The sequence below is a fragment of the Qipengyuania oceanensis genome, assembly GCF_009827535.1.
In the GTDB taxonomy this organism is placed as follows: domain Bacteria; phylum Pseudomonadota; class Alphaproteobacteria; order Sphingomonadales; family Sphingomonadaceae; genus Qipengyuania_C; species Qipengyuania_C oceanensis.
The window spans coordinates 51,319-71,256 of record NZ_WTYN01000006.1 but is presented as its reverse complement, the minus strand read 5'-3'; the positions used below and the strand labels follow the sequence as shown (position 1 = coordinate 71,256).

The window sequence follows — 19,938 nt, the reverse complement described above, 5'->3', positions numbered from 1 at the left end:
ATCTTCGGCGAACGCTTCATCAAGGCCATGGCGGCGTAATGTTTAACCGCCCGCCCACACACGGAAATCCTGACAGTTCCCATTAGCGAGCCCCTGCGAACGGTGCACGCCTGCACGCTCGCGCTCCGACCTTCTTGCGCATTCTTACTTAACAGCCTTAAATCGTAGGGGTCTTTCTTCCTTGGTCAAACGTGCTACGTTTCCAACTTTCTGGCTTGCACTGCTTGCTCGCTTCGTTAACCAATATCGGCAAATAGACAAAGCGGGCTCACGAAACTTAGGCGCTGCAGCGAGGTTTAATCGGTCTTCATGAATAAACCCGCTCATATATTTACGCTGGACTAACTGAGACTTGGGGGAGCAGGCCAGCAAACATGCCAATCCGCACGGCATCAACAGTCGATCGCGCACCCATCTTTTTTAACGCGTTCGCTCTGTGGATTTCGATGGTCCGATGACTGAGGCCAAGGTCGACCGCCATTTCCTTATTAGAAGCACCCGATACGAGTCCCGATAGCACTTCTGCTTCACGCCGCGAGAGTTTCGTGACAGCGCGTTTTGCCGCGGTGATCTGCTCCGCCACAGCACTGCGCCTCTCATACTCGAGGATCACGGCCTTTAGAGCGTCCGCAAGGTCTTCCTCCTGGGACGGCCAAACGAGTACGTCGATAAAGCCCGCGCGAAACGCGAACTTGATCTCCGTTGCCGTCAGCGAGCAAGCGTAGAGTGCAGCGGGAATTGGGCAGCGCCCCTCCATAAGCGCCTTCAATGCTTCTTCCTTCGCAGCTTGCGACACCAACACTAATCCTTCGCAAGGACTGTGCTGCTTAAATTCCCCGAAATTCTCATAGATCTCGGCATGGGACGCTAGCGAGGCAGCGGCCTTTGCCATTTGATTTCGACGATAGACATCATCATCCACTACATGGATTTTTGACATGGGAGCGACCCTTCATGTTTGCACTGTATGTTGCAGCTACATACCACCCAAGCACCAAACCTAGCCAAAAGTCTAGTACGTATGTTCACTTAGGGCTGCGCCAAACCGAACTTGCCGGCAAGCCTCTTCGATATGAGCGTATCATGGTGCGAGCGACTTCCTCACTCACGCCATCGCATTCTTCAATACTTCGTCGGTCGAGGCCAAGCAGGTCGCATTTCGCCTGATTGGAGTAGACGACGAGGCAGCGCTTGAGCGTGCCTCCAACCTCAGGATTGTCGACTAGCGAGCTGGCAACCATTCCTCCCGTGCAGCTCTCGGCGATCGCTATGCGGGCAGTTTGATTTTTTGAGAAGCTCGCCCAACCGGGTTACCAGCTCGCTAATTTCCGTCGACATTCCATCAGCTCACATGGTCGTAAGTTCAGCGTCCGGAAGACCGTCCTTATCACTCGTCTCTTCGAGTTCAGTACGCCGAGCCAGCATTTTCTCGCCCAGCGACTCAAGGTCTACGTCGGCAGCCCGAGCTTGCTGAAACATGTTGTCGCGCTGCTTTTCCTCCTCCTTCACATGATGCTCGATCTGCTCTTTCAGCACGGTTACCTTGGCGTCGTAGAACTCCTCGTCGGGACCGCCGTTCTGAATTTCGTTAATCAGGATCTTGGCACCGTCGTGCTCGACGTATGCCTCCTTCAGCAGGTCATCCTCGATCTTGCCATCCAATGCTGGATAGAAAATCTCCTCCTCAATCTGAGCATGGATTTTCAGTTCGCGGCAAATCTCTTGGGCGATTTTTTCCTTCTGCGACTTTCCGCTCGCGTTCTCGTAATCCGAGAACAGTCCTTCTACCCTGCGATGATCTTGTGCCAGAATGTGGGTAGCGTCCATATCGGTTATGTCGGGCATTTGGTCTCTCCACTGCCCCGTCCGACCTACGAACGCTCTGAATGATTTTCCGTTTCACCCGGTGTGGGTGGTAGCAATCCACTCTCGGAGCGCTCCGTCGCGGGTGGTTAGCCTTCGGCAGGGTCCCGGGTCTGGACATTCTGTTCCGAAAGGTCATCGAGTACCTCAACGCCTTGCATGGCATCAGCGCGATTCAGGCTGATATCTTTCCGTGGAATGACCGTCATCCGACCATCGGTTTCCAGTATCACCCAGTTTGCTTCGTTGTTGTCTGTCATTCCGTGTTCGCGAAGAATCGATCGGATTTCGTCTTCTGAGATACGGGTTTCGCGCATCGCATTCTCCAAAAATGCTCCCTTATGAGTCAAAATTGTAGGTCGAGCCCGAACCAGCCTCGAAACTGGCTCAAAATTACGCACCCCCCAGGTCAGAATCATCTGAAGAATTGTAATGATAGCAATTGCGATGGCGGCACGAAGAGCTGGCACGGTATCAAGAAGGATACCCGAGGCGGCAAGGCTGCCGACAGTGATATTGATGATCCAGTCAAAATTGTTGAGCTGCGAGGTCGATCGCTTGCCCGCTAGCCGCACCATGACCACGATGAGAACATAGAACAGGACTGCACCTACAGCGGTGTCAATCAGGTCGTTCCATGACCCGAACCAATCAGCGGGATCATTCATGATACTGACTACCAGCGGCTTTGGACTTTCCAACCAGCCACACACCGCTGTCCTCGATTAATTCGAGGTCACAGATGGGCCGGTCCTCTTCATAAAGGCGCGCCCAGTTTCCCTTGGCCTCGGCCTTCGCAACATCCAATGCCCCATTCAACGACCTAGCGTAAAAATCGAGAGTCTGCTCACCCGCGCCGGCGACACGGTACTCGAGCTTGTATTTCAACATGATGTCCTCCTTCCACTTTCGCTTGGGGTTACCGGCACTGGTGGCGTTCGATGGAACTCGACAGTCCTCGCGCTGCCAGCGTGTTGACCTTGGTAGTAGAACGACAACGCTCTCCAAGGTTGCCCATTGGCGCACCAATGTGTCTCTCCAACTTTGAGCTACATCGTGTTCACTATGGCGTAGACAGAGACCCTGTGAGGCGATTCCGTCAGACTAATCGGTCATCAAATCGCTCTCAAGACCGAAGCGTTGCCAGTCCTCGGGAGCCCGGCGTCCGACCGCCAAGTTCGCACCCTCGCCCGACATCTCAGCACCTCGCTACATGCAGAAGGTGTCACAATGGCTTGCGCGTCCCGATATCTTGCCGCCCTTGCGCGAACTCTAGCTGTAGCCCCACTTACCACGCCCGGAGCCTGACTTGTTCCCGCCGCCGGAATCCTTGTTCACGGTGGGCCAAGACCGCTTATCAGCCTCTTCCTCAGGGATGCCTCGCTCTTCGTAGCTATCCTCGATATGCTCGGCTTTGCGCTTCTGCTTTTCTGAGTATGCGTCCTTATTGCCTTTAGACATTTCCTTTCTCCGATGAGCCTTCGCGACACATTACGTATCGCAAACGGTATGACTTTTACGAGGAGGCGACCCGGAAGTTCCGACATTCTACGGGCGTAGCACGGCGAACTAATGCGGGCTGGTCGATGACACTGGCGACTAAGTTTCCTACCCAGCAAGCTCGCAATGACAAGGACATCTAGAGGCTGGGTGACGTTCGAGGGGTTTCGTCGGAGCCAGCTAAGGGGATGGTTCGACTGCTGTGAGCTGATCAATGTTGCATTTCGGAAACTGAAGGTTTGGCCAAACGTAACCGAAGCATGAAGAAGGCAGACTACACGGGCTTTCGCCCTAACCAGACAGACGAAGCTACTCTCATTTTAAGCCTCAACGAGCATGTCGCCGACTATGGTTTTCCCTGCGTGGGAGCCAAATCGGCACTGAAACGGGGGAATCTCGAAGTGCAAGCTGCATGGCAAATAACGAGTGCATGGGATGACGTCGCTATTCACCGCAATCTTATGCATTGGAGTTGGGATTATAGCCGCAGTCCAGAAGGGCTGCGAAGCTTTGCGGTGGTCTTTTCAGGTCCTCTCGATCTTAGCGAGCGAAGGTTTGAGCAGGCTATGTGGGAGCGTCTGGCGTCTTTAGCTGACAAAGATGATTGGCTCGGCCAGCAATACAATAAGCAAGTTAGCAACGATCCAGCAGATCCACATTTTTCACTTAGCTTTGGCGGTCAGGCCTATTTCGTCGTCGGCATGCATCCGCACGCTTCTCGGAGCGCCAGGCGGACCAAGTACCCAACGCTCGTCTTCAATCTGCATGACCAGTTCGAGCGTCTGCGGGAAGACGGGAAGTACGAGCGCATGCGGGAAGTTATACTCGAGCGCGACGAAGCGCTGGACGGTTGCGTTAATCCGATGTTGGCTCGCCACGGAAGCTGCAGCGAAGCTCGTCAGTACAGCGGTCGTGTCGTGGATGATCAATGGCGATGCCCGCTCAGCAATGAACGGCATAAGCCATGATGAAGCGCATCGAACCTCGGAACGGCGTGGCATTTAAGCTCGCTCGCGACGATGTTTTGTCCGTCATCGACCCCGAAGGTGGTCAGGTCGCAGATCTGATCGCCGCTTCGGCTAATGACCCGCGGGAGATTATCTCAAACGGGCGGACTTTCGATTACGAAGAAACCATTGCCCTGACGGCAGGGTCAACCCTGTGGTCCAATAGATCCAATCCAATGCTCTTGATTGAGGAGGACACGGTAGGGCGGCACGATTTCTTACTGACGCCATGCTCGAGCGCAACTTTTCGACATTTTTATCCAGACAAGCCTCCCCATCGTGGCTGCTTCGGGAATCTGGCAGAAGCTTTGGAGCCTTACGGAATCCATCCGGACGCGATACCGGTAGCTTTCAACATCTTCATGAACGTGCCTGTTGGCCCCGCCGGAAATTTGCGCGTGGACCCGCCCACAAGCAACGGGGGCGACTACATCCGGGTTCGCGCTAAAATGGACCTGATCATTGGCCTTACAGCTTGTTCAGCCTATGCCTCAAACGGAGGTTCATTCAAGCCAATTGATTTTCAGATCGAAAAAGGGGGACGTGATGCTTGATGTCCTTCAATGGTACGGTGCGATGACGGCTGTCATCGCCGCGATGATTGTCGCGTCCGACCTCAGCAGGCGAACGACCGGCTGGGCCTTCGTGCTCTTCGTGACCTCCTCTTTAGCGCTTATCGGCTGGGGTTTTCTCAGCCCAGATGCAGACGGTATTGGCTGGCAGAATACCTGCCTGCTTCTGATAAATCTCTGGGGTGTATATCGTTACCTCATAAGGGCACCGCACAAAGGACATTCCTTGGCACAAGGACTCTCGGCGAGAGGGAAGGTTTGAAAATGTTCACGCAACTTCACACGCCCTTGCCGGTCCATGTATTGGGCAAGGGGGCAGGTCTGGCTTTCGCGGTTATTGATTACGGTGTCGAACACAATCTATTGTGGGTAACAGCACTTAGCGATGGCGGCGAGATATGGTGCGTACCAAATCCGCAAGTGCGCATGGCGGAGAACTGGTCAATGGCTCGTAGCCGCGACAACGCCGCAGAACAGCCGGGCAGGACAATTATGCCCGCGTCGGACGAGCCAAACGATGATGAGTCTGACAAACGTCTTTAATTCATCGTTAAAAGCCGTGCACTGCGGCAAGATTCATACAATCATTGCAGAACGTTGGAGCATGGGTGGACGGTTGCCCTTTCCGCGCGGAACGCATGGTAACTCAGTATCTTTCCTTATCCGACAGGCCGTCTAGGGCGAGCTCGCCTTCGCCATACAGATAGCTGCCATCGAACTCTCCGAGCTTGCGAAGCGTTAGCTCGTTTAGAATTTCGAGCTTACCGTCACCATGCGGTAGTAGGATCCCTCGTCCCTTGAGATTTCTGAAACTGCGGTTCGCATGAACGGCCGTTATGCCGCATGCTTCGGCGTAGTCACGTTGCAGGAGCGGGAGAGATAGATACCGTCCGTCGTACAGGCTCACCAGCCGAAGCCGCTCGATTAACTCAGCAATCAGGTGAGCGATCCGTCCCTCTGCATTCAGGCGTCCGAGACGAAAGATCCACTCTCGGTGTTGGGCCGCGTCGAGTAGTGTAGAAAACCACATTGCGCGACCAAGATGAGGAAATTCATCGACCAGCCGCTTAATCGAGCTGTGGGCGAACTCGGCCAGCACCGTGCGTTCGAGGGTTCCGACACTGTGGTCGAGCCTTTTCATCGCATAACCATGCAGATCCACGAAATCGCCTGGGATGTTGACACCTAAGAGCTGCCGTTCGCCCCTCTTGTCATCCAGGTGACGAAGCATCGACCCTTCGACAATGTAATAGCTGTGTTCGAGACGATCACCACGCTTAACGAGCGTCTGGCGGGGTCCAAGCGTAAGAGTGCGAGTGATAGTCGCTTCCAAAGCTTTCCGCTCTCTACCTGACAAATCATGCCTCAATCGACCGCGAAGAAACAGCTCGGTAATCATCGTCACTCTCTGTAAGGATCTCAGCTAGTCGTGACAGTCTCATTCGTCGAATGATGTCTGTTCACAAAACTACTCGTTAATGAGACAGGGCTTCTGCGCAAAGCTCCGATAGTAAAAAAGGTGGTGCCGCACGCAAGCTTTTTGCTACGGCTTCCCTCATAATCACGGGTTCGTCCGATGCAGATGCGGCTCGGCGCTAAGTGGCGCCTTAAATTCGCTGTCAATCACATCGGCCCCTGAACGGTCGTCGCTCACCGCTGCACTGGCGTTTTTGAAAACGCCTCTGGAGCGGGTCCTGTGAACCGACAAACCAAGCCCTCCGGACGGTAGTCTAACGTGATTAAGCCACCCAAATCCGATGCCAGGCCCTTTTCGATTAGGCTCGATCCGAAGCCCTTTCTCGTAGGAGGAGCAACTGGCGGTCCGCCTGTTTCTGTCCAACTGAAAAAGAAACTTTCTTGCAATTCTTCAATACCCCATTCGATCGCAACCCGCCCATCTGCGTTTGAAAACGCTCCGTACTTCATTGAATTTGTGCACATTTCGTGAACCGCAAGGGAGATTGTGACCGCGTTTCGTGAGGAGACCGGGATCTCTGGGCCGCAGATCGACACCTTCTGTTGATCTACGCCTGAACCGGCAAGAGAGCCCTCAATCAATTTTTGAAGTGAAGCACCCTCAATGTTTTTCGAAATCAACAAGTCTTGAGCGTTTGCAATCGCTGTTAAACGTCCCTGCAAGACGTTTTGCGCGTCCCCAACATCTTTTGCCGACCTGAAAGTCTGCTGGGCGATGGCTTGAACGACAGCAATGATGTTTTTCATTCGGTGGTTCAATTCGTGAAGCAACAACTTCTCGTGATCGTGCGTCTGCAAACGTTCAAATACACGACCAACTTGCTCGCCGAGAGCTTGTACAATTAACAACATACCGGGATCAGGCTTTGCGGGCGATTCTGAGAAAAACTCAAGTATAGCGACAATACGGCCGCTGCTCTTGAGGGGGAAACCAAAAGCACCTCTAAATCCGCAGTCTTTGCGAACGAAATTATCTTCTTTGGCCGTGTCCGTGACCCATCGCGCCGCTCCGCATTCCAGAATCGTTCCGGGAAGACCCACTCCACGTGTAAACTCGATCTCGTCTGTGCGTCGACGGATTTTATCAGCGATACCGGGCCGCAATTCAAACCAAATGCCAGATGAGCGCAAGATCTTCTGATTGCCTGCTGGGACGGTGAAAGCGTGCCCAACAGGCCATGTGGTTATCTCGCAAATCGCAGCCAACGCTTTTCGCAAAGCCTCGTCCAATGACTCTGAATCAGCAGCCATGCTGGCTACTTCAAACATAAGCCGATTCGTGGCGGCTTCGTGCTCGACCTTCCTCTCGGCGTTCCGACGCTCTGAGATGTCTCGGATGAACCCGACGTAGACCTCACCCGCTGTAGTCGAAGCCGTGGTGATGGAGAGTTCGACCGGAAACTCATGCCCATCCCGATGGAGTGCGGTAATTTCGATCCTGCGATTGAGGACGTGCGGCTCTCCACCTGCCGCAACCCGCGACAGTCCTTCTTGATGCGCCTGTCGGTGTTCCAAGGGAACAATTAACTCACCGAGACTGCATCCTTCAGCCTCGTTGGCTGTCCAGCCGAACGTAGTTTCCGCAACGCTATTCCATCTCGCGATCGACCCGTTAGGCGTCATGACCACAACAGCGTCAAGAGCAGTGGCAAGCACGCCCTCAAGGGTCGAATCCCACAGAACATCGGTGTTGCGTGTCATTACGGTCCTATGACTACTGAGCGAAAGACCGTGAAGTCATCCGCCTAAGCCCTTGCGCGCAAGCTAGCGTCAGGCCTGTGCTGATGACGAGAAGCGATGTGACAGACATAGCCATACATCTTGACGTGGCTCGCACTAACACGTGTTCCAAATTTTCGCTACTCACTCGTTAGGGAGCATTGTCCGGAAACTGGCGCATATGAGGTTGGAAAAATTATGACACTCCAATAGCGTTAGCCGGTTACAGGTGCTTGAACCGGCTGACCGCAAATCCGCAGGGAACGGTTTGTCTGCTCCTTTGGGAGTTACCAAGAGATACGGATTAATTACGAGAATTCTTTAGGCTCGATCTTACAACGAATAATGGCCGGGCTTTGCCCGGCCATCATCCATCGTTTCGAGCAACTTACTCGGCTGGCAGTTCACCAGCAGCCGAACTTTCGACCATGACGAGGGCGCCTCCCGAACCAGCAAGGCTAGCAGCTGGCAGCGTTACTGTGCGATCGCGCGTTTCGACGACTACCTGCTGAATCCGGCCGCGTTTGTCGGCGATGATCTGGCGAACCTCGCCGAGCCGATCTCCACTTGGCGACATTACCGGGATGCGCGGTGCAACCGCAAAAGCGCCTTCGCCTTCCGCCGCGCCGCTGCCAGCTACGGCAAGCACGCCGTTGCCCAACATGCCCGAAGCGGCTCCTGCTGCCGAACCAGCGCCTTGTGCCGAACCGGCGAGCGTGCTGGCCTGGCCGACCGGATCGGTAGCACGATCGCGTGTCGCACCAACGGCTGGTATTACAAGATTGCGGACCGTGGCTGCCATTTCGCGCCCACGACCAACCGTATCCTGAGCAACGCCTTGGACAGCCTCTGTCCCGATCAGCTGCGCATCGGCGCTGCCCGAACCCGAAGCTCTGCCGCTGCCTGAGGTCGAGCCATTGGCGGATCCCAGCGGCGTGTCTAGCAGTTGGCTTGCCGTCGCATCGGCACCTGCGTCAATCGTGCGATCAAGAGAAACCGAGCCTGAGCGGCGGTCGACGTTCTGACTCCCGCGGGTGTTGGCATCGCCGCGCACCTCGCCACGAGTGGCTGAACGAACAGATTCTCTTGGGAGGCGGGTAATCGAGCCGATAGGACCGGTGGACCCGCGAGCAATCGAGCCGACCGGCGAACCGGGGAGAAGCTGGGCCTGAGCGGCCGGCGCGACGAAGAAGGTGAGTGCCGAAGCGGCAAATAGGAGCTTTTTCATGGTTCGTTTTCCTTTCTAGTCAGCGAGCCTTTCAGGACGTTCGTCGCTCGCTTCTGAAGAAAAACGGATGCAGCTCGGCGGTTAATCCATGCCCCCGCAAATTTTTTTAGTGCCCCTTGCACGCAGCGCAGACAAGTCCACGCCCGAATGTGCTGTCCGGCCCCCGCTCGCCGAGGTCGATGGCCTCGGCGTCGAGCGCCTTGCGCCATGCGCCCTTGCCTGCACTCGCTATCCGCGCTGCAACCAAGGGCGTGGCGAAGGATGTCCCGCGCAGCGAGATGCGCTTCCCCTTTGCATTGAAGCCAGAAATATCCGCTCCAGGGGCCGCATAATCTATATGTAGGGCCCGTCCCGCCTCGATCAGGGCGCGTCGCTTTCCGTCAACTGCCGTCACCGCGACGACACCGTTATAGCTGGCTGGATAGGCGGGCGGCGCAGCCGGTCCATCGTTGCCGACCGCTGCGACGACTACCGCGCCCTTGCGTTGCGCGGCCGACACAGCCCGCTCGAGGACGGCATTCTTCGGGCCAACTAGGCTGATGGTAACGACATCGCTACCTTGGGAGACCAGCCATCCCAGCCCCTTGGCGATGGCCAACGCGTTTCCGCCCGCACTGTCGGTGCCATAGACATCGGCGACCCGAACCTTGTCGACACCTGCTGAGAGAAGCAGCGAGGCGACCGCGCTGCCGTGATGGCTCGGAAACGGGGCGCCTTTCGCGAACCCGCGCGCAGCGAACACGGGTATGGCGTTGCCCGGTGCGCCGTCTATCATCCCAACTTCGAGGGAACCCTGCCCTGAAAGTCCGGCGCTGGCGAGGGGAACGAGCGGGGAGCCCGCCTGGCCGGACTGGAAATGGAGATTGTCAGCACAGACCACAGCGTCGGGGAGTATTTTGGCTAGGGCGGTTTCCGACTGAGCCAACGACGCGCCCTTCGGGGTAGCAAGTCGGGTCACGGTGATTCCCAAGCCGGGCACTTTTTCAGCGGAAAGGACGGTGAAACCGTCCTGCTGTGCCCGGCGAAGCCCCTCCTCGTCGACATCCATCACCAGCAACTCGCCCCGACGTGCGGGTTCTCCCGCCGAATCCGGTTCGATAATATGGCGATTGCGCCGGACAAGGCGATCGATGGTGCGCAGGCGATCCCGCGCGAGGTCGGCGACCAATTGCTTGGGATCATCGATCTCGCCGGTCACTGGAACGAGCACCTCGCCTACGCGCGGCACAGGCAAAGCTGGCAGCGCGACCTGCGCCGCCAGCGGGGGGGCAAGGCTCGCGACTAGCGCGGGGATGAGGATAATCCGGTTCATCGCTTCGACCTTTTCCCTGATCGTGATTAAGCATGGATGAAACGGGCGGGGTCATCCGTTTAATCCCTCGGAAGGCAAAGACGCTGAGCACATCGTTCGAGCAGGACCTGCTGGCACTCTTGCCCCGGCTGCGACGTTTCGCGGTCGGGCTATGCGGGAACTCGGCTGACGGTGATGATCTTTGTCAGATGAGCCTTGAACGCGCGCTCGCCAACCAGACCAAGTGGTTGGAAGGTACGCGGCTCGATAGTTGGATGTATCGCGTGATGCGCAATATTTGGATCGACCAGGTCCGGGCGGCGACTCGCCGTCGCGAGACCTTCGTGCATGAAGACGCTGGCCAGTCGGTCGGTGGCGACGGCGCGCAAGAGCACACGGTCGAGCTGTCGATGGTCGATCGTGCCATGCAGAGACTGCCCGAGGACCAGCGCGAGGCGGTGCTGCTCGTGATGGTCGAAGGCTATGCCTACAAGGAGGCCGCCGAAATCGTCGGCTGCCCGGTGGGTACGCTTAATTCGCGCCTGGTGCGCGGGCGCGATGCGCTGCTCGAACTGCTGGGAGAGGCTGAATGACCGTAACCCGTGAAGAACTCGCAGCCTTCACAGATGGCCAGCTCAACACCAAGCGCCAGGCCGAGGTTGCCGCCCTCGTTGCGGCAGACCCCGCGCTGGCAGCAGAAGTAGAGGCGCATCGTGGCCTTAAGACCCGCCTTGCCAAACATTTCGCCCAAATTGCCGAGAAACCAGTCCCGGAACACCTCACTGCCATACTCCAGCCTAAACAGTCCGAAGTGGTCGATTTCGCTACAGCACGCGAGCGCATCGAGACGAAGCGAAGGATACCGCGCTGGTCGCTCTATGCCGGACCGGCGCTCGCGGCGTCGCTCGCGCTTGCCTTGTTCTTGCCGCGCGGAGGGACGGACAAAATGGAACCGGAGCTTCTCGCGACGCTCGACAACCAGCTGGTGTCCGAGCAGGGACCCGACGGCGACACGCGCATCCTCCTCTCGTTTCGCAACAGCGAGGACGAGTTCTGCCGCGCCTACAGTGTGCCCGGCCGCTCGGCTATCGCCTGCCATGCGCCGAGTGGATGGGAGAAGCGGGCCGCTGTCGAATATGTGCGTGGTAGTGCGAAGGATTTCCGCCAAGCAAGCACCAACCCCATCTTCCAGCAGGTACAGGAAATGGCTGTGGGGCCAGCTCTCAATGCAGAGGAAGAGGCCGCCGCGCGCAAAGCTGGCTGGCGGTAAGCTCTCACCCGGTGACAGCAAAGAAGAAGGACCGGAAGGGCGTGCTCCGGTCCTTCGTAACATCGTCGGCCGCCCAATAGGAGGAAGTGGGCGGCACAACCTTAGGGATCGTCAGTCGAAGACGGTGACACTGCCGTGGCGGAAGCCGCGCTTCGCCATGTCGTGAATGTAGTCTTCACGTTCATGCTTGAGCTCTTGGGCATACTCTTCCCACGCATCGCGCTGGTCCTCGATATCGCTGGCGCGGCGCAGGTCGCTGGTGACCTCTTTCTGAGCTTCGATGACATCAGTCCGATAGTCGAACCACCGATTGTTCTCGATACCGGCGATCGGATGATCGAGAATCAATTTCTCTTCCTCGCGTGCTGCCCGCTCCTCCTGAAGCATGGGGATGGCTGCGCTGGTTGCTCCCGCAGAAGTAAGAGCGAGTGCGATACAGATGACATTCGATTTCATGAGCAAACCTCCATTAGTGCCGACGCGCGTTGATAAACGCCTCGAAGGAGGAACGGGTGGGATCGCTTGATTAATCCATCGCACTAGGAAACTCTGCCTTTTGTCGACCAGATAGACGACAAATTCTGAACTTTGTGGATTTCACAATTGGGCCGATCTTGACTCCAAAGCTCCATGACCTACGGCTCCGCGCCGCTGGGTAACTTCGAGAGCATGTCGTCTTCATTCTTCTTGCCCGGAGTGGTCGCAGAGAGCGTCTGCTTTTTAGAACAAAGAAATGGGAAGCCTACGTCTTGGTTGAGGGCGTATTGCTTACCGACCGCAAATGGGCCGTCTGCGGACTGTCTGCTTCTGGATCACAAAAGGCCCAAACCGGTCATGGACGTGGCGTGGGAAATTGGTCCATCTAGTCAGCGGGAAGCGATCATCTCGGCCAATGCTTCGACCGCACGCCAATGTCCTTCGACCGGCGCATCTCCAGGATAAACCTCGAGCACTGTCGACGGCTTGATCCCGGCCGCCTCATAAACGCTGCCGTCGGGCGCGGCGAAGATCTCATTTGAAAGCTCAAGCAATCAGCCGTTGGGCAGTCGCTTAGCCAGCGGAGTGGAGAACGCACCGCGGGTTGTGGCTCCGGGATGCACCACCCGCGGGTTCTGTCGCAGAGCCAGCGTGGCAAGCTCTCCCCCGCTGACCGTGACATCACTGGTGAGCAAATAGACTGGGCCGGTAAAGCGCGGCCCCGACGCAGGCTCTATTACGTGCGGAAAGGGAGAGAGGCCGGACCCACGGGTCGCGGTTGTGAAGCCAACATAGGCTTGGTCCGTGAAACGCGCGGGGATCGCCTTTGCGATCTTGTCCCAGCCACCGCGGTTGTTCGACAGGTCAACGATTACTCCTTGGACACCAGCTTCGGCAAATGCAGCGAAGGCTTCATCCATGATGCGATCAAACTCGGCCATCTCCGCAGTTGCCCAGGCTTCGCTGCCGAAGTCCTCTCGATCCGTGAACCCGCCCATTTGAAAAACCTGTAGATAGCCAACTCGCCCGTCAATCACGCCCCACATTATCCGGTCGTTGCCGGCGTGGTGGCCGGTTTCACCAAGCTTTTTCATCGTCGTCTCGATCAGTCCCACCAGCCATGCAGTCTCACCGCCTTCCGCGGCGCAGTTACCGCAAAGACGTGGGCCGCCCAGGTCCAACCGGTTCGCGCACCGCTCGGCACGGTGATGACGCGCTCGCTGAAGGGCGTGACGGCTTACGACAAGCTGCCCGGCGCGCCTGCCGGCGAATATCGCATTGTCGAGTTCGACACGAAGTTCTCGGACGCGCCGACCGACGCCGTCGAGACGGCTGTCATGGTTCGCGAAGGCACCGGATGGTCGGTCGTCGGCTACTTCATCAAGCCGGCCGATCCGCTGGGCAAATAGTCCCCGCCGCCATCCGCAACGAACAATAAAAAAGGCCCCGGATGTTCTCCGGGGCCTTTCAGTTGGAGGAGCCTGCTGCGATCAGGCCCTTCGGGTCGCATCGTGTTCCGGCGGACCGCGAGATGATCCCGCTGCCCGCCGGACGCTGTTCAAGCTTCAGAAGCCGATCGACAGGCTCAGACGGCCACCATGGCTGTCGTAGCTGTCGGAGAAAGTGCCAGCATAGCCCGCCTCGAGTGCAAGGCGGCCCGAACGGTAACCGATGCTCGCACCCAGTTCCCATGCGCTCTTGTCGATCGGCAGGGCACCGATCAGCACGTCGCTGCCATTGTCGGCAAAGGCGATGCTCGCGGCGTTCTCCCGGTCGCCCCAGGCACGGCGGTAAGCAGCGTTGCCGCCCAGCGTCAGGCCACCGGCCATCCGGGCGTCGAACTTGCCGCCGATCCGGCCGAAGGTGACCGTGCGGTCGAGATCGGAGATGTCGAGCGCGGTGACGCCGCCGGTTTCGGTCAGGTCGTCCGCATCGAGGTTCACCGTGCTCAGGCCGACATAGGGACCGAAGGCCGCGGTCTCGCTACCGAACAGGTAACCGGCCTCGCCGAACACCTGCAGATAGTCGCCGTCGATTTCGCCAGCCAGGTTCTCGGAAATGGAGCCGAGCGAGGTGGTGCGAGCGATATTCGCATCGCTCCACCCCTTCTGGATACCGACTTCGCCGGAGAAACCGAGCGCCTGGCCGTAGCCGACGCGGGCCGACAGGACGGTGGTTTGCGCGTCCGAGACGCCCAGGTCGTCGGCATCGTGCCAGACCTTGCCGAGCCCGATCGAAGCCTGAAGCGGGCCATTTCCGTAGCCGAGGCCGCCTGCGACACCCTTCGACGACAATTCCGCATCGCGGTAGCCGCTGCCGGAACCGTCGACCTTGCCGAGCAGACCGTTGCCCCAGGCGAAGACGCCTTCGGCTGGTGCCGGACGCAGCTGGTCCCGCAGCATTTCCGCGGTTTCGACCATGGCGCCCAGATAGGCCGGGTAGGCTTCACCCGTGAGCGTCTCGAAGGCTGGCGAAACTTCGGCTGCCGTCAGCAGGAGCGCCTCGTTGTAGAGTACGCTGCCCACCGCCAGGTCCTCGATCAGGCCACCCACCGCCGACTGGTTGCCGGTCGCGCCGAAATCCGAGAAGGCGATATCGTTGCGGCGCAGGACCAGCGAGACTTCCGTCGCATCGTAGGCGAACTGCGGCGTCAGGAACGCGTAGTTCGTCGTGATGTCGCCGAAGGTACCCACCACGCTTCCCGCGGTCAGCACCGTGTATTCGGTGAACGGCGCGTAAGCGCCCTCTTCCGCCAGGATCGAAGCGGTGGCTCCGCCCAGCGTGGCGGTCCCTGTGACATTCACGAGGTCCGCTTCGCCCGCCGCGTTGACTTCGATCTCGAAGATCGAGGCCGCAGAGAGCGTAAGGTCGCCGACGACGGTCAGCGTGCCGATCGAATTGCCGGCACCGATCGTGCCGCCATCGACCACCACCGGTCCGACTTCGCCGTTCCCGCCGAGCGTACCGCCGGTGTTCACGAAGAAGTCGGCTTCGGTCATCGAGCCGTTCACCGACAGGGTGCCGCCGTTGATGATCGCATCGCCGGTGAAGGAGATGTCTCCTTCGAGCTTCAGGTCGCCCGTACCCTCGACGATGAACTCGCCCGAGCCGGTAATATCACCGAAGTAGCTGGTCGTGCCGGTCTGATCGACCGTCAGGCTGATGTCGCCCAGGATCAGCGTGCCACCCGTGCCGCTGAGCGAGGCAATCGTCTGCGCTCCGCCCTGGACCGAGGACAGGTCGAACACACCGCCCGAAACCTGCAGCTGCGTGTCCGCTGCGAGCGCGCCGGACAGCGCGACCGAGCCTGCATAGATCGTGGTCAGGCCGTCGAAGGCATACAGACCGTCGAACAGTATCCGGCCCTCGCCCAGCTTCTCGAACGAACCCGTCCCGCTGAAATCGCCGCTGAAGGTATAGTCGTCGCTGCGAGCGAAGACGAAGGTTCCGTCGTTGACGAGCGAGCCGGTGAAGTCGCCGGCCGTGTCGCCGTCGCCCAGCTGGAAGGTACCGTCGCCCGACGTGTACACATTGTAGCCGTACTCGTCGGTCAGAAGCAGCGTGCCGTTCTCGACATAGGTGCCACCGGTGTAGGTGAGGCCGGAAGTGTCGTCGAACAAGATTGTCGCCGTGCCGGTCACGTGGACCGAGCCGTCGCCTTCGATCGAGATTCCGGTAAGGTCGCCAGCCTCGGTATCGGTGTTGAAGTTGAGCGCCAGCTCACCATCAACGACGACGTTAGGCGCTACGACCGCGGCGTATCCGTCGACCTGCTGGATCTCGAGCCCTGCCCCTTGGTCAATGGCAATCCGCTGGTAGACCGAGTTGCCGGTGTTTGCGATCCAATAGCCGTCGTTGACCGAGAGGTACTCGGTATTGATCGTCTGCGCGACGCTGCCGATGGCATCCGCCGCCGCGCCGTCGGTGAAGCCGACTGAGAGAATGTCAGCATCGCCGCCACCCAGGTCCACGATGCCGTTGACGATCGCATTCTCGGTCAGTTCTAGGGAGTCGTCGGCGTTGCCGGTGATGACGGCGAACCCGGTCGTCGTACCGGTGATCGTGCCGTCGTTGTAGATGTAGACGCTGGGCGAGATGCCCTGGCCATTCGGGTTCACGTAGACGCCAACGCTGCCGCTGATCGTGCCGTGGTTGTCGAGATACATGATCCCGGCATCGACTGGCGATAGGTTGGTGAACACCACGGCCGCGCGTGCAGCCTCGATGCTCGCGCCGTCCGCTACGTTGACCTCACCATACTGCGCGAACGTGCTGACGCCGATATCGAGGGCCGATACGACTGACCCGTTGACGTTCACGACCGACGTTCCGCCGAAGCTCTGCGAGTTGACCGCCATGCCTCCCGAGACGAGCTCGCCGTTGACGTCGATGCTGGTCGAAGCGCCGCGAGCGAACAAACCGTATGCGGTATTGCTCTCCACGTTCGAGGTGACATCACCCACGGTGACATCGACATTGCCACCGTTGCTAGAAGCGTAAAGGGCTCGCTGACCGGTTCCGCTTGCGACGATTGTGTCCGCATTGATCGACACCGATCCGCCAGCCATTTGCGCGGCGCCATAAACGGCGATGCCGCCATCGCCCGCAGTCTCCGCCATGATCGAATCGATACTAACGTTCGCCCCAATGCCGACGACCGCGGAGCCGCCGTATGCGGCTGAGTAGGCGTTGTCGCTGGTGATTGTGACTGATCCGCTGTCCGACGAACCGACTACCGCATCGCCAGTGAAGTCGCCCTGCAGTCCCTCGTTTTCGACCCGGGTCGTACCCGCGTCGATCGTGACGTTGCCCGACGTCGCATTGCCAAACACTCCGACGCCGCTGGCGCCCGTGGTGGTCACGGATCCGGTAGTGATAGAGACATCTCCGACCCCGCCGCGCCCTACGACTGCAACGCTGTCTGCACTGGCGAGGGTGACCGTATTCGCGGTGATCGAGATCGGACCATTTCCGCGCGCCGAGATACCATATCGGTACTCGCCTGCGACATCAACCGTACCGCTGTCGATCATTATAGGGCCCTCTGCACCCTCGACGATGATGCCGCCTTGCTCGATGCGATAAGTATCGTTGGGACGAACTCCCGGATCGGCGCCGGCGCCCGTGACGACCGCCGTATCGGACGTGACCGATAGAGCACCGTTACCGGTCACCCGGATGGCACTGCCCAGATCGCCGGTCGCGAGCGCGGTTCCGCCGTTGACGACGGTGGCGGTGTCGGCCGCCTGGGCCCAGATGCCGTCGGTGCCGCCCTGGGTCAGCGTGTCAGCAGCCGTCGTGATGTTTACGTCGGCACCAATACCCCGAATACTCCATCGCAGATCGGCAGTGGTGTCGCCGGTAGTGGACACGGTTGCCGCGCCGTTGTCGGCAATTGCTACGATCCCGTAGTTTTGGACGGCGACGCTTCCACTATTGATTGTCGCGTTGTTGAGCGCATAAGCATATGCCCCGTTCGCGAGTGTGCCTTCACTGTTGATCTGTCCGATCGAGAGCATGGCATTGCCCCCGTCGGCGATGACGTTGACAGCGCCTTGCCTGTCGCCGGTAAGCGTGACTGATCCGACGTTCGCTGAGGCATCGCCATTGTTGCTTTGCGCGTAGGCTGCGGCGGAATACTGGCCCGCGACTGTCAGATTGCCAGCGGTCAAGGTCGCACCGGCTCCACCGATCGCGATCGCGCCGCTCGAGGCGTAGCCGCCGATCGTCGCCTCGTTCACGGCGACGCTGGCAAAACCGTTGTCCGACTGCGCGAACGCGCCTTCCGCCGCTTCGCCAGTGTTGAAATCGATCCCGCCCTCTGTGCTGACCAAGTCGACCGAAACGCTCACATTGCCGTCGACGCTGTGGCCATAAGCACCCATCGCACCATCGGCGGTCGTCGAGACGGTGTCGGCGGCGATGGTCACATCGCCCGTCTGCGCATCGCCGCGAATGCCCTTCAGGGTGGCCCCAGTCATGCTCACGACACCAGCCGTAATGCTCACATCGCCGTCACCGCTCGCAACGCTGTTGATGCCATATCGACCCGGCGCGTCGACCGTGACCGATTGAGCGGCGATGTCGACGCTGCCGCCGGTCGATTCGGCATTGATGGCCGAAGCCGTAAACGGGGAATTCGGCGCCTGATCGGTGGATACGACAACGGTATTACTGTCGATGGCGATGTTGCCGCTCGTCGAGACGCCGATGCCGCTGGCGGCCGCATCGTAGGCGGCGATCGTCCCAGCGTTGGCGATCGAAATGTTCCCGTCCCGTCCGCCTATGGCAACGGAGGCGTTGCCTGCGTGCGAAATCACTTCGGCGCCTTCTGTGATGGCAAGGATCACGCCATTACCAACGAGGCTCACGGCGTTGCTACCACTCGATTCCACCGTGCCGTTCACGGTCACATTCACCGGGCCAGCCGCCAGTGTCGTTGCGCGGATCGCTTGGCCGACCGAGGCGATGTCCTGAGCGACCACAGTGGCGGCGGTCTGCCCGTTGGCCGTGACGCCGGAGCCTTCTGCAGTAATGCTGGAATCCGCGCTCATTATTACGGTGACGGTTTCGCCCAGCGCGACGACGCCATATCCGTTGGTCGTGGTGACGGCGCCTTCGACGCTCACGCTCGTTTCGGCCGTCGTGCCGCCATCGGCCAGGATGCCGCGCGCCGCGTCCAACGTTCCCGAGGTAACCGCAATACTCTCGCCGCCTTGGGCCAGAATGCCCAGCCCCCCCGAAGAGACAGTATCGGCGGAAATCGTGACGCTGCCGTCCGACGCGCCTTCGATCGCGTTCCCGTCACCCGTCATCGTCACGGTTCCGGCCGTGATCGTGGTGGAATCGCCCCCTCGGGCAGAGACTGCGACGGCGCCGTCCGAATGAGCGGTAGCGGAATCGACCTGGATCGTCGCGTCGGTACCGGCGAGCGCGATCACGGCCGAACCAAACAGGCCGAACGTTTCTGCATGGCCAACGATTACAGTGGCCGAACCTTCGCCAGATTGGGCGAAAACAGCCTCGGGGAAGACTTCGTAATTGGGATCGATGCCCGTTCCCAGCACGCGCACGTCCTGCGCGTTGATCGTCACGTCTCCGCTGGCGCTCAGGGCATGCACACCGGCATTGGCCTCGCCGTCCATGGTCACCGACCCGACCGTCACGTCAATCGCGCCTGATTCGGTTTCGATCAGGGCAGCCCGCAGATTGCCGCCGGTCGCGGTGATCGAGCCGAAGTTGGCAGTCACGGTACCCGAGCCGCCGGCCCCGACGTAAACGACGTCTGCACGTGCATCGTCGGGTGCGGTCGCAGTGACCGTATCGACGGAAATATCGACCGAGCCACCGCTCGAATAGACATCGACGGCAGTCGGATCGCCGCTCGCGCTGGCTTCATCGACGACGATGTCGCCATCGTCAAACACGATGATCGGGGTCGCGTGCACCGCGGTCGCCATGAGCAACGGCATGGCGGTTCCGGCCTGCAGCAACAACGCGGCGCGGCGCAGGTTACGTGAAGTCTTGATCATCTC

Annotated in this window: 19 protein-coding genes and 1 pseudogene; 7 read left to right on the top strand and 13 right to left on the bottom strand. The window is 59.1% G+C overall.

Annotated features, from left to right (window positions below):
* Nucleotides 1-331: 331 nt before the first annotated feature.
* From GRI48_RS13905 to GRI48_RS13885, 5 genes and pseudogenes are all read right to left on the bottom strand, one after another.
* Nucleotides 332-940, bottom strand: coding sequence for a response regulator transcription factor (locus GRI48_RS13905; RefSeq protein ID WP_160677594.1), 609 nt, complete (start codon nt 938-940; stop codon nt 332-334).
* 85 nt (nt 941-1,025) lie between these two features.
* Nucleotides 1,026-1,277: pseudogene (locus GRI48_RS14585) on the bottom strand (CinA family protein); the annotation flags it as partial.
* A 70-nt stretch (nt 1,278-1,347) separates the two neighbouring features.
* Nucleotides 1,348-1,845 (bottom strand): hemerythrin domain-containing protein, encoded by a 498-nt coding sequence (locus tag GRI48_RS13895; RefSeq protein WP_160677591.1) that lies wholly within the window; start codon nt 1,843-1,845, stop codon nt 1,348-1,350.
* Nucleotides 1,846-1,952: 107 nt separating this feature from the next.
* Nucleotides 1,953-2,531, bottom strand: a complete 579-nt coding sequence (locus GRI48_RS13890) for a DUF421 domain-containing protein (RefSeq protein ID WP_160677588.1) — start codon at nt 2,529-2,531, stop codon at nt 1,953-1,955.
* A complete protein-coding gene (locus GRI48_RS13885) occupies nt 2,524-2,754 on the bottom strand; it encodes a hypothetical protein (protein ID WP_160677585.1) in 231 nt (76 codons plus the stop codon). Before GRI48_RS13885 ends, GRI48_RS13890 begins: the two co-directional genes overlap by 8 nt.
* An 869-nt stretch (nt 2,755-3,623) precedes the next feature.
* Here GRI48_RS13885 and gntA point away from each other — a divergent pair.
* From gntA to GRI48_RS13865, 4 genes are read left to right on the top strand one after another with little or no spacing between them, the layout of a single operon-like run.
* Complete coding sequence (gntA, locus tag GRI48_RS13880) at nt 3,624-4,331, top strand: guanitoxin biosynthesis heme-dependent pre-guanitoxin N-hydroxylase GntA (protein ID WP_160677582.1); 708 nt, start codon at nt 3,624-3,626, stop codon at nt 4,329-4,331.
* Entirely contained in the window at nt 4,331-4,924 is a 594-nt protein-coding gene (locus GRI48_RS13875) for a DUF1989 domain-containing protein (RefSeq protein ID WP_160677609.1), read from the top strand. Before gntA ends, GRI48_RS13875 begins: the two co-directional genes overlap by 1 nt.
* A complete protein-coding gene (locus tag GRI48_RS13870; protein WP_160677579.1) occupies nt 4,917-5,204 on the top strand; it encodes a hypothetical protein in 288 nt (95 codons plus the stop codon). The genes GRI48_RS13875 and GRI48_RS13870 overlap by 8 nt, the downstream gene beginning before the upstream one ends.
* 2 nt (nt 5,205-5,206) lie before the next feature.
* Nucleotides 5,207-5,485, top strand: a complete 279-nt coding sequence (locus GRI48_RS13865) for a hypothetical protein (RefSeq protein WP_237451980.1) — start codon at nt 5,207-5,209, stop codon at nt 5,483-5,485.
* 103 nt (nt 5,486-5,588) lie between these two features.
* On the opposite strand, the gene GRI48_RS13860 is transcribed toward GRI48_RS13865, so the two are convergent.
* From GRI48_RS13860 to GRI48_RS13845, 4 genes are all read right to left on the bottom strand, one after another.
* Nucleotides 5,589-6,341, bottom strand: coding sequence for a Crp/Fnr family transcriptional regulator (locus GRI48_RS13860; protein ID WP_160677576.1), 753 nt, complete (start codon nt 6,339-6,341; stop codon nt 5,589-5,591).
* A gap of 251 nt (nt 6,342-6,592) precedes the next feature.
* Nucleotides 6,593-8,119, bottom strand: coding sequence for a sensor histidine kinase (locus GRI48_RS13855; RefSeq protein ID WP_160677573.1), 1,527 nt, complete (start codon nt 8,117-8,119; stop codon nt 6,593-6,595).
* A gap of 406 nt (nt 8,120-8,525) precedes the next feature.
* Nucleotides 8,526-9,365 (bottom strand): hypothetical protein, encoded by an 840-nt coding sequence (locus GRI48_RS13850; protein WP_160677570.1) that lies wholly within the window; start codon nt 9,363-9,365, stop codon nt 8,526-8,528.
* 106 nt (nt 9,366-9,471) lie between these two features.
* A complete protein-coding gene (locus tag GRI48_RS13845; protein WP_337190844.1) occupies nt 9,472-10,563 on the bottom strand; it encodes a S8 family serine peptidase in 1,092 nt (363 codons plus the stop codon).
* Between the two features lie 146 nt (nt 10,564-10,709).
* Here GRI48_RS13845 and GRI48_RS13840 point away from each other — a divergent pair, with 146 nt between their 5' ends.
* Nucleotides 10,710-11,249, top strand: a complete 540-nt coding sequence (locus GRI48_RS13840) for an RNA polymerase sigma factor (protein ID WP_160677565.1) — start codon at nt 10,710-10,712, stop codon at nt 11,247-11,249.
* Entirely contained in the window at nt 11,246-11,926 is a 681-nt protein-coding gene (locus tag GRI48_RS13835; RefSeq protein WP_160677562.1) for an anti-sigma factor family protein, read from the top strand. Before GRI48_RS13840 ends, GRI48_RS13835 begins: the two co-directional genes overlap by 4 nt.
* A 111-nt stretch (nt 11,927-12,037) precedes the next feature.
* Here GRI48_RS13835 and GRI48_RS13830 read toward each other — a convergent pair whose 3' ends face one another.
* The 3 genes from GRI48_RS13830 to GRI48_RS13820 form a co-directional block, all read right to left on the bottom strand.
* Nucleotides 12,038-12,382, bottom strand: a complete 345-nt coding sequence (locus tag GRI48_RS13830; RefSeq protein ID WP_160677559.1) for a hypothetical protein — start codon at nt 12,380-12,382, stop codon at nt 12,038-12,040.
* A gap of 410 nt (nt 12,383-12,792) precedes the next feature.
* Complete coding sequence (locus tag GRI48_RS13825; RefSeq protein WP_160677556.1) at nt 12,793-12,957, bottom strand: hypothetical protein; 165 nt, start codon at nt 12,955-12,957, stop codon at nt 12,793-12,795.
* Entirely contained in the window at nt 12,958-13,518 is a 561-nt protein-coding gene (locus GRI48_RS13820; RefSeq protein ID WP_160677553.1) for a S41 family peptidase, read from the bottom strand. It lies immediately after the preceding gene.
* Between GRI48_RS13820 and GRI48_RS14385 the strand changes: the two genes are divergently transcribed.
* Nucleotides 13,468-13,812 carry a DUF4019 domain-containing protein gene (locus GRI48_RS14385; protein ID WP_337190843.1) on the top strand — a complete coding sequence of 115 codons (345 nt, stop codon included), beginning with the start codon at nt 13,468-13,470 and terminating at the stop codon, nt 13,810-13,812. The two genes, GRI48_RS13820 and GRI48_RS14385, sit on opposite strands and share 51 nt — an antisense overlap.
* Nucleotides 13,813-13,968: 156 nt before the next feature.
* Here the strand turns inward: GRI48_RS14385 and GRI48_RS13810 are convergent, their stop codons facing one another.
* Complete coding sequence (locus GRI48_RS13810) at nt 13,969-19,935, bottom strand: beta strand repeat-containing protein (RefSeq protein ID WP_160677550.1); 5,967 nt, start codon at nt 19,933-19,935, stop codon at nt 13,969-13,971.
* Nucleotides 19,936-19,938 lie beyond the last annotated feature (3 nt).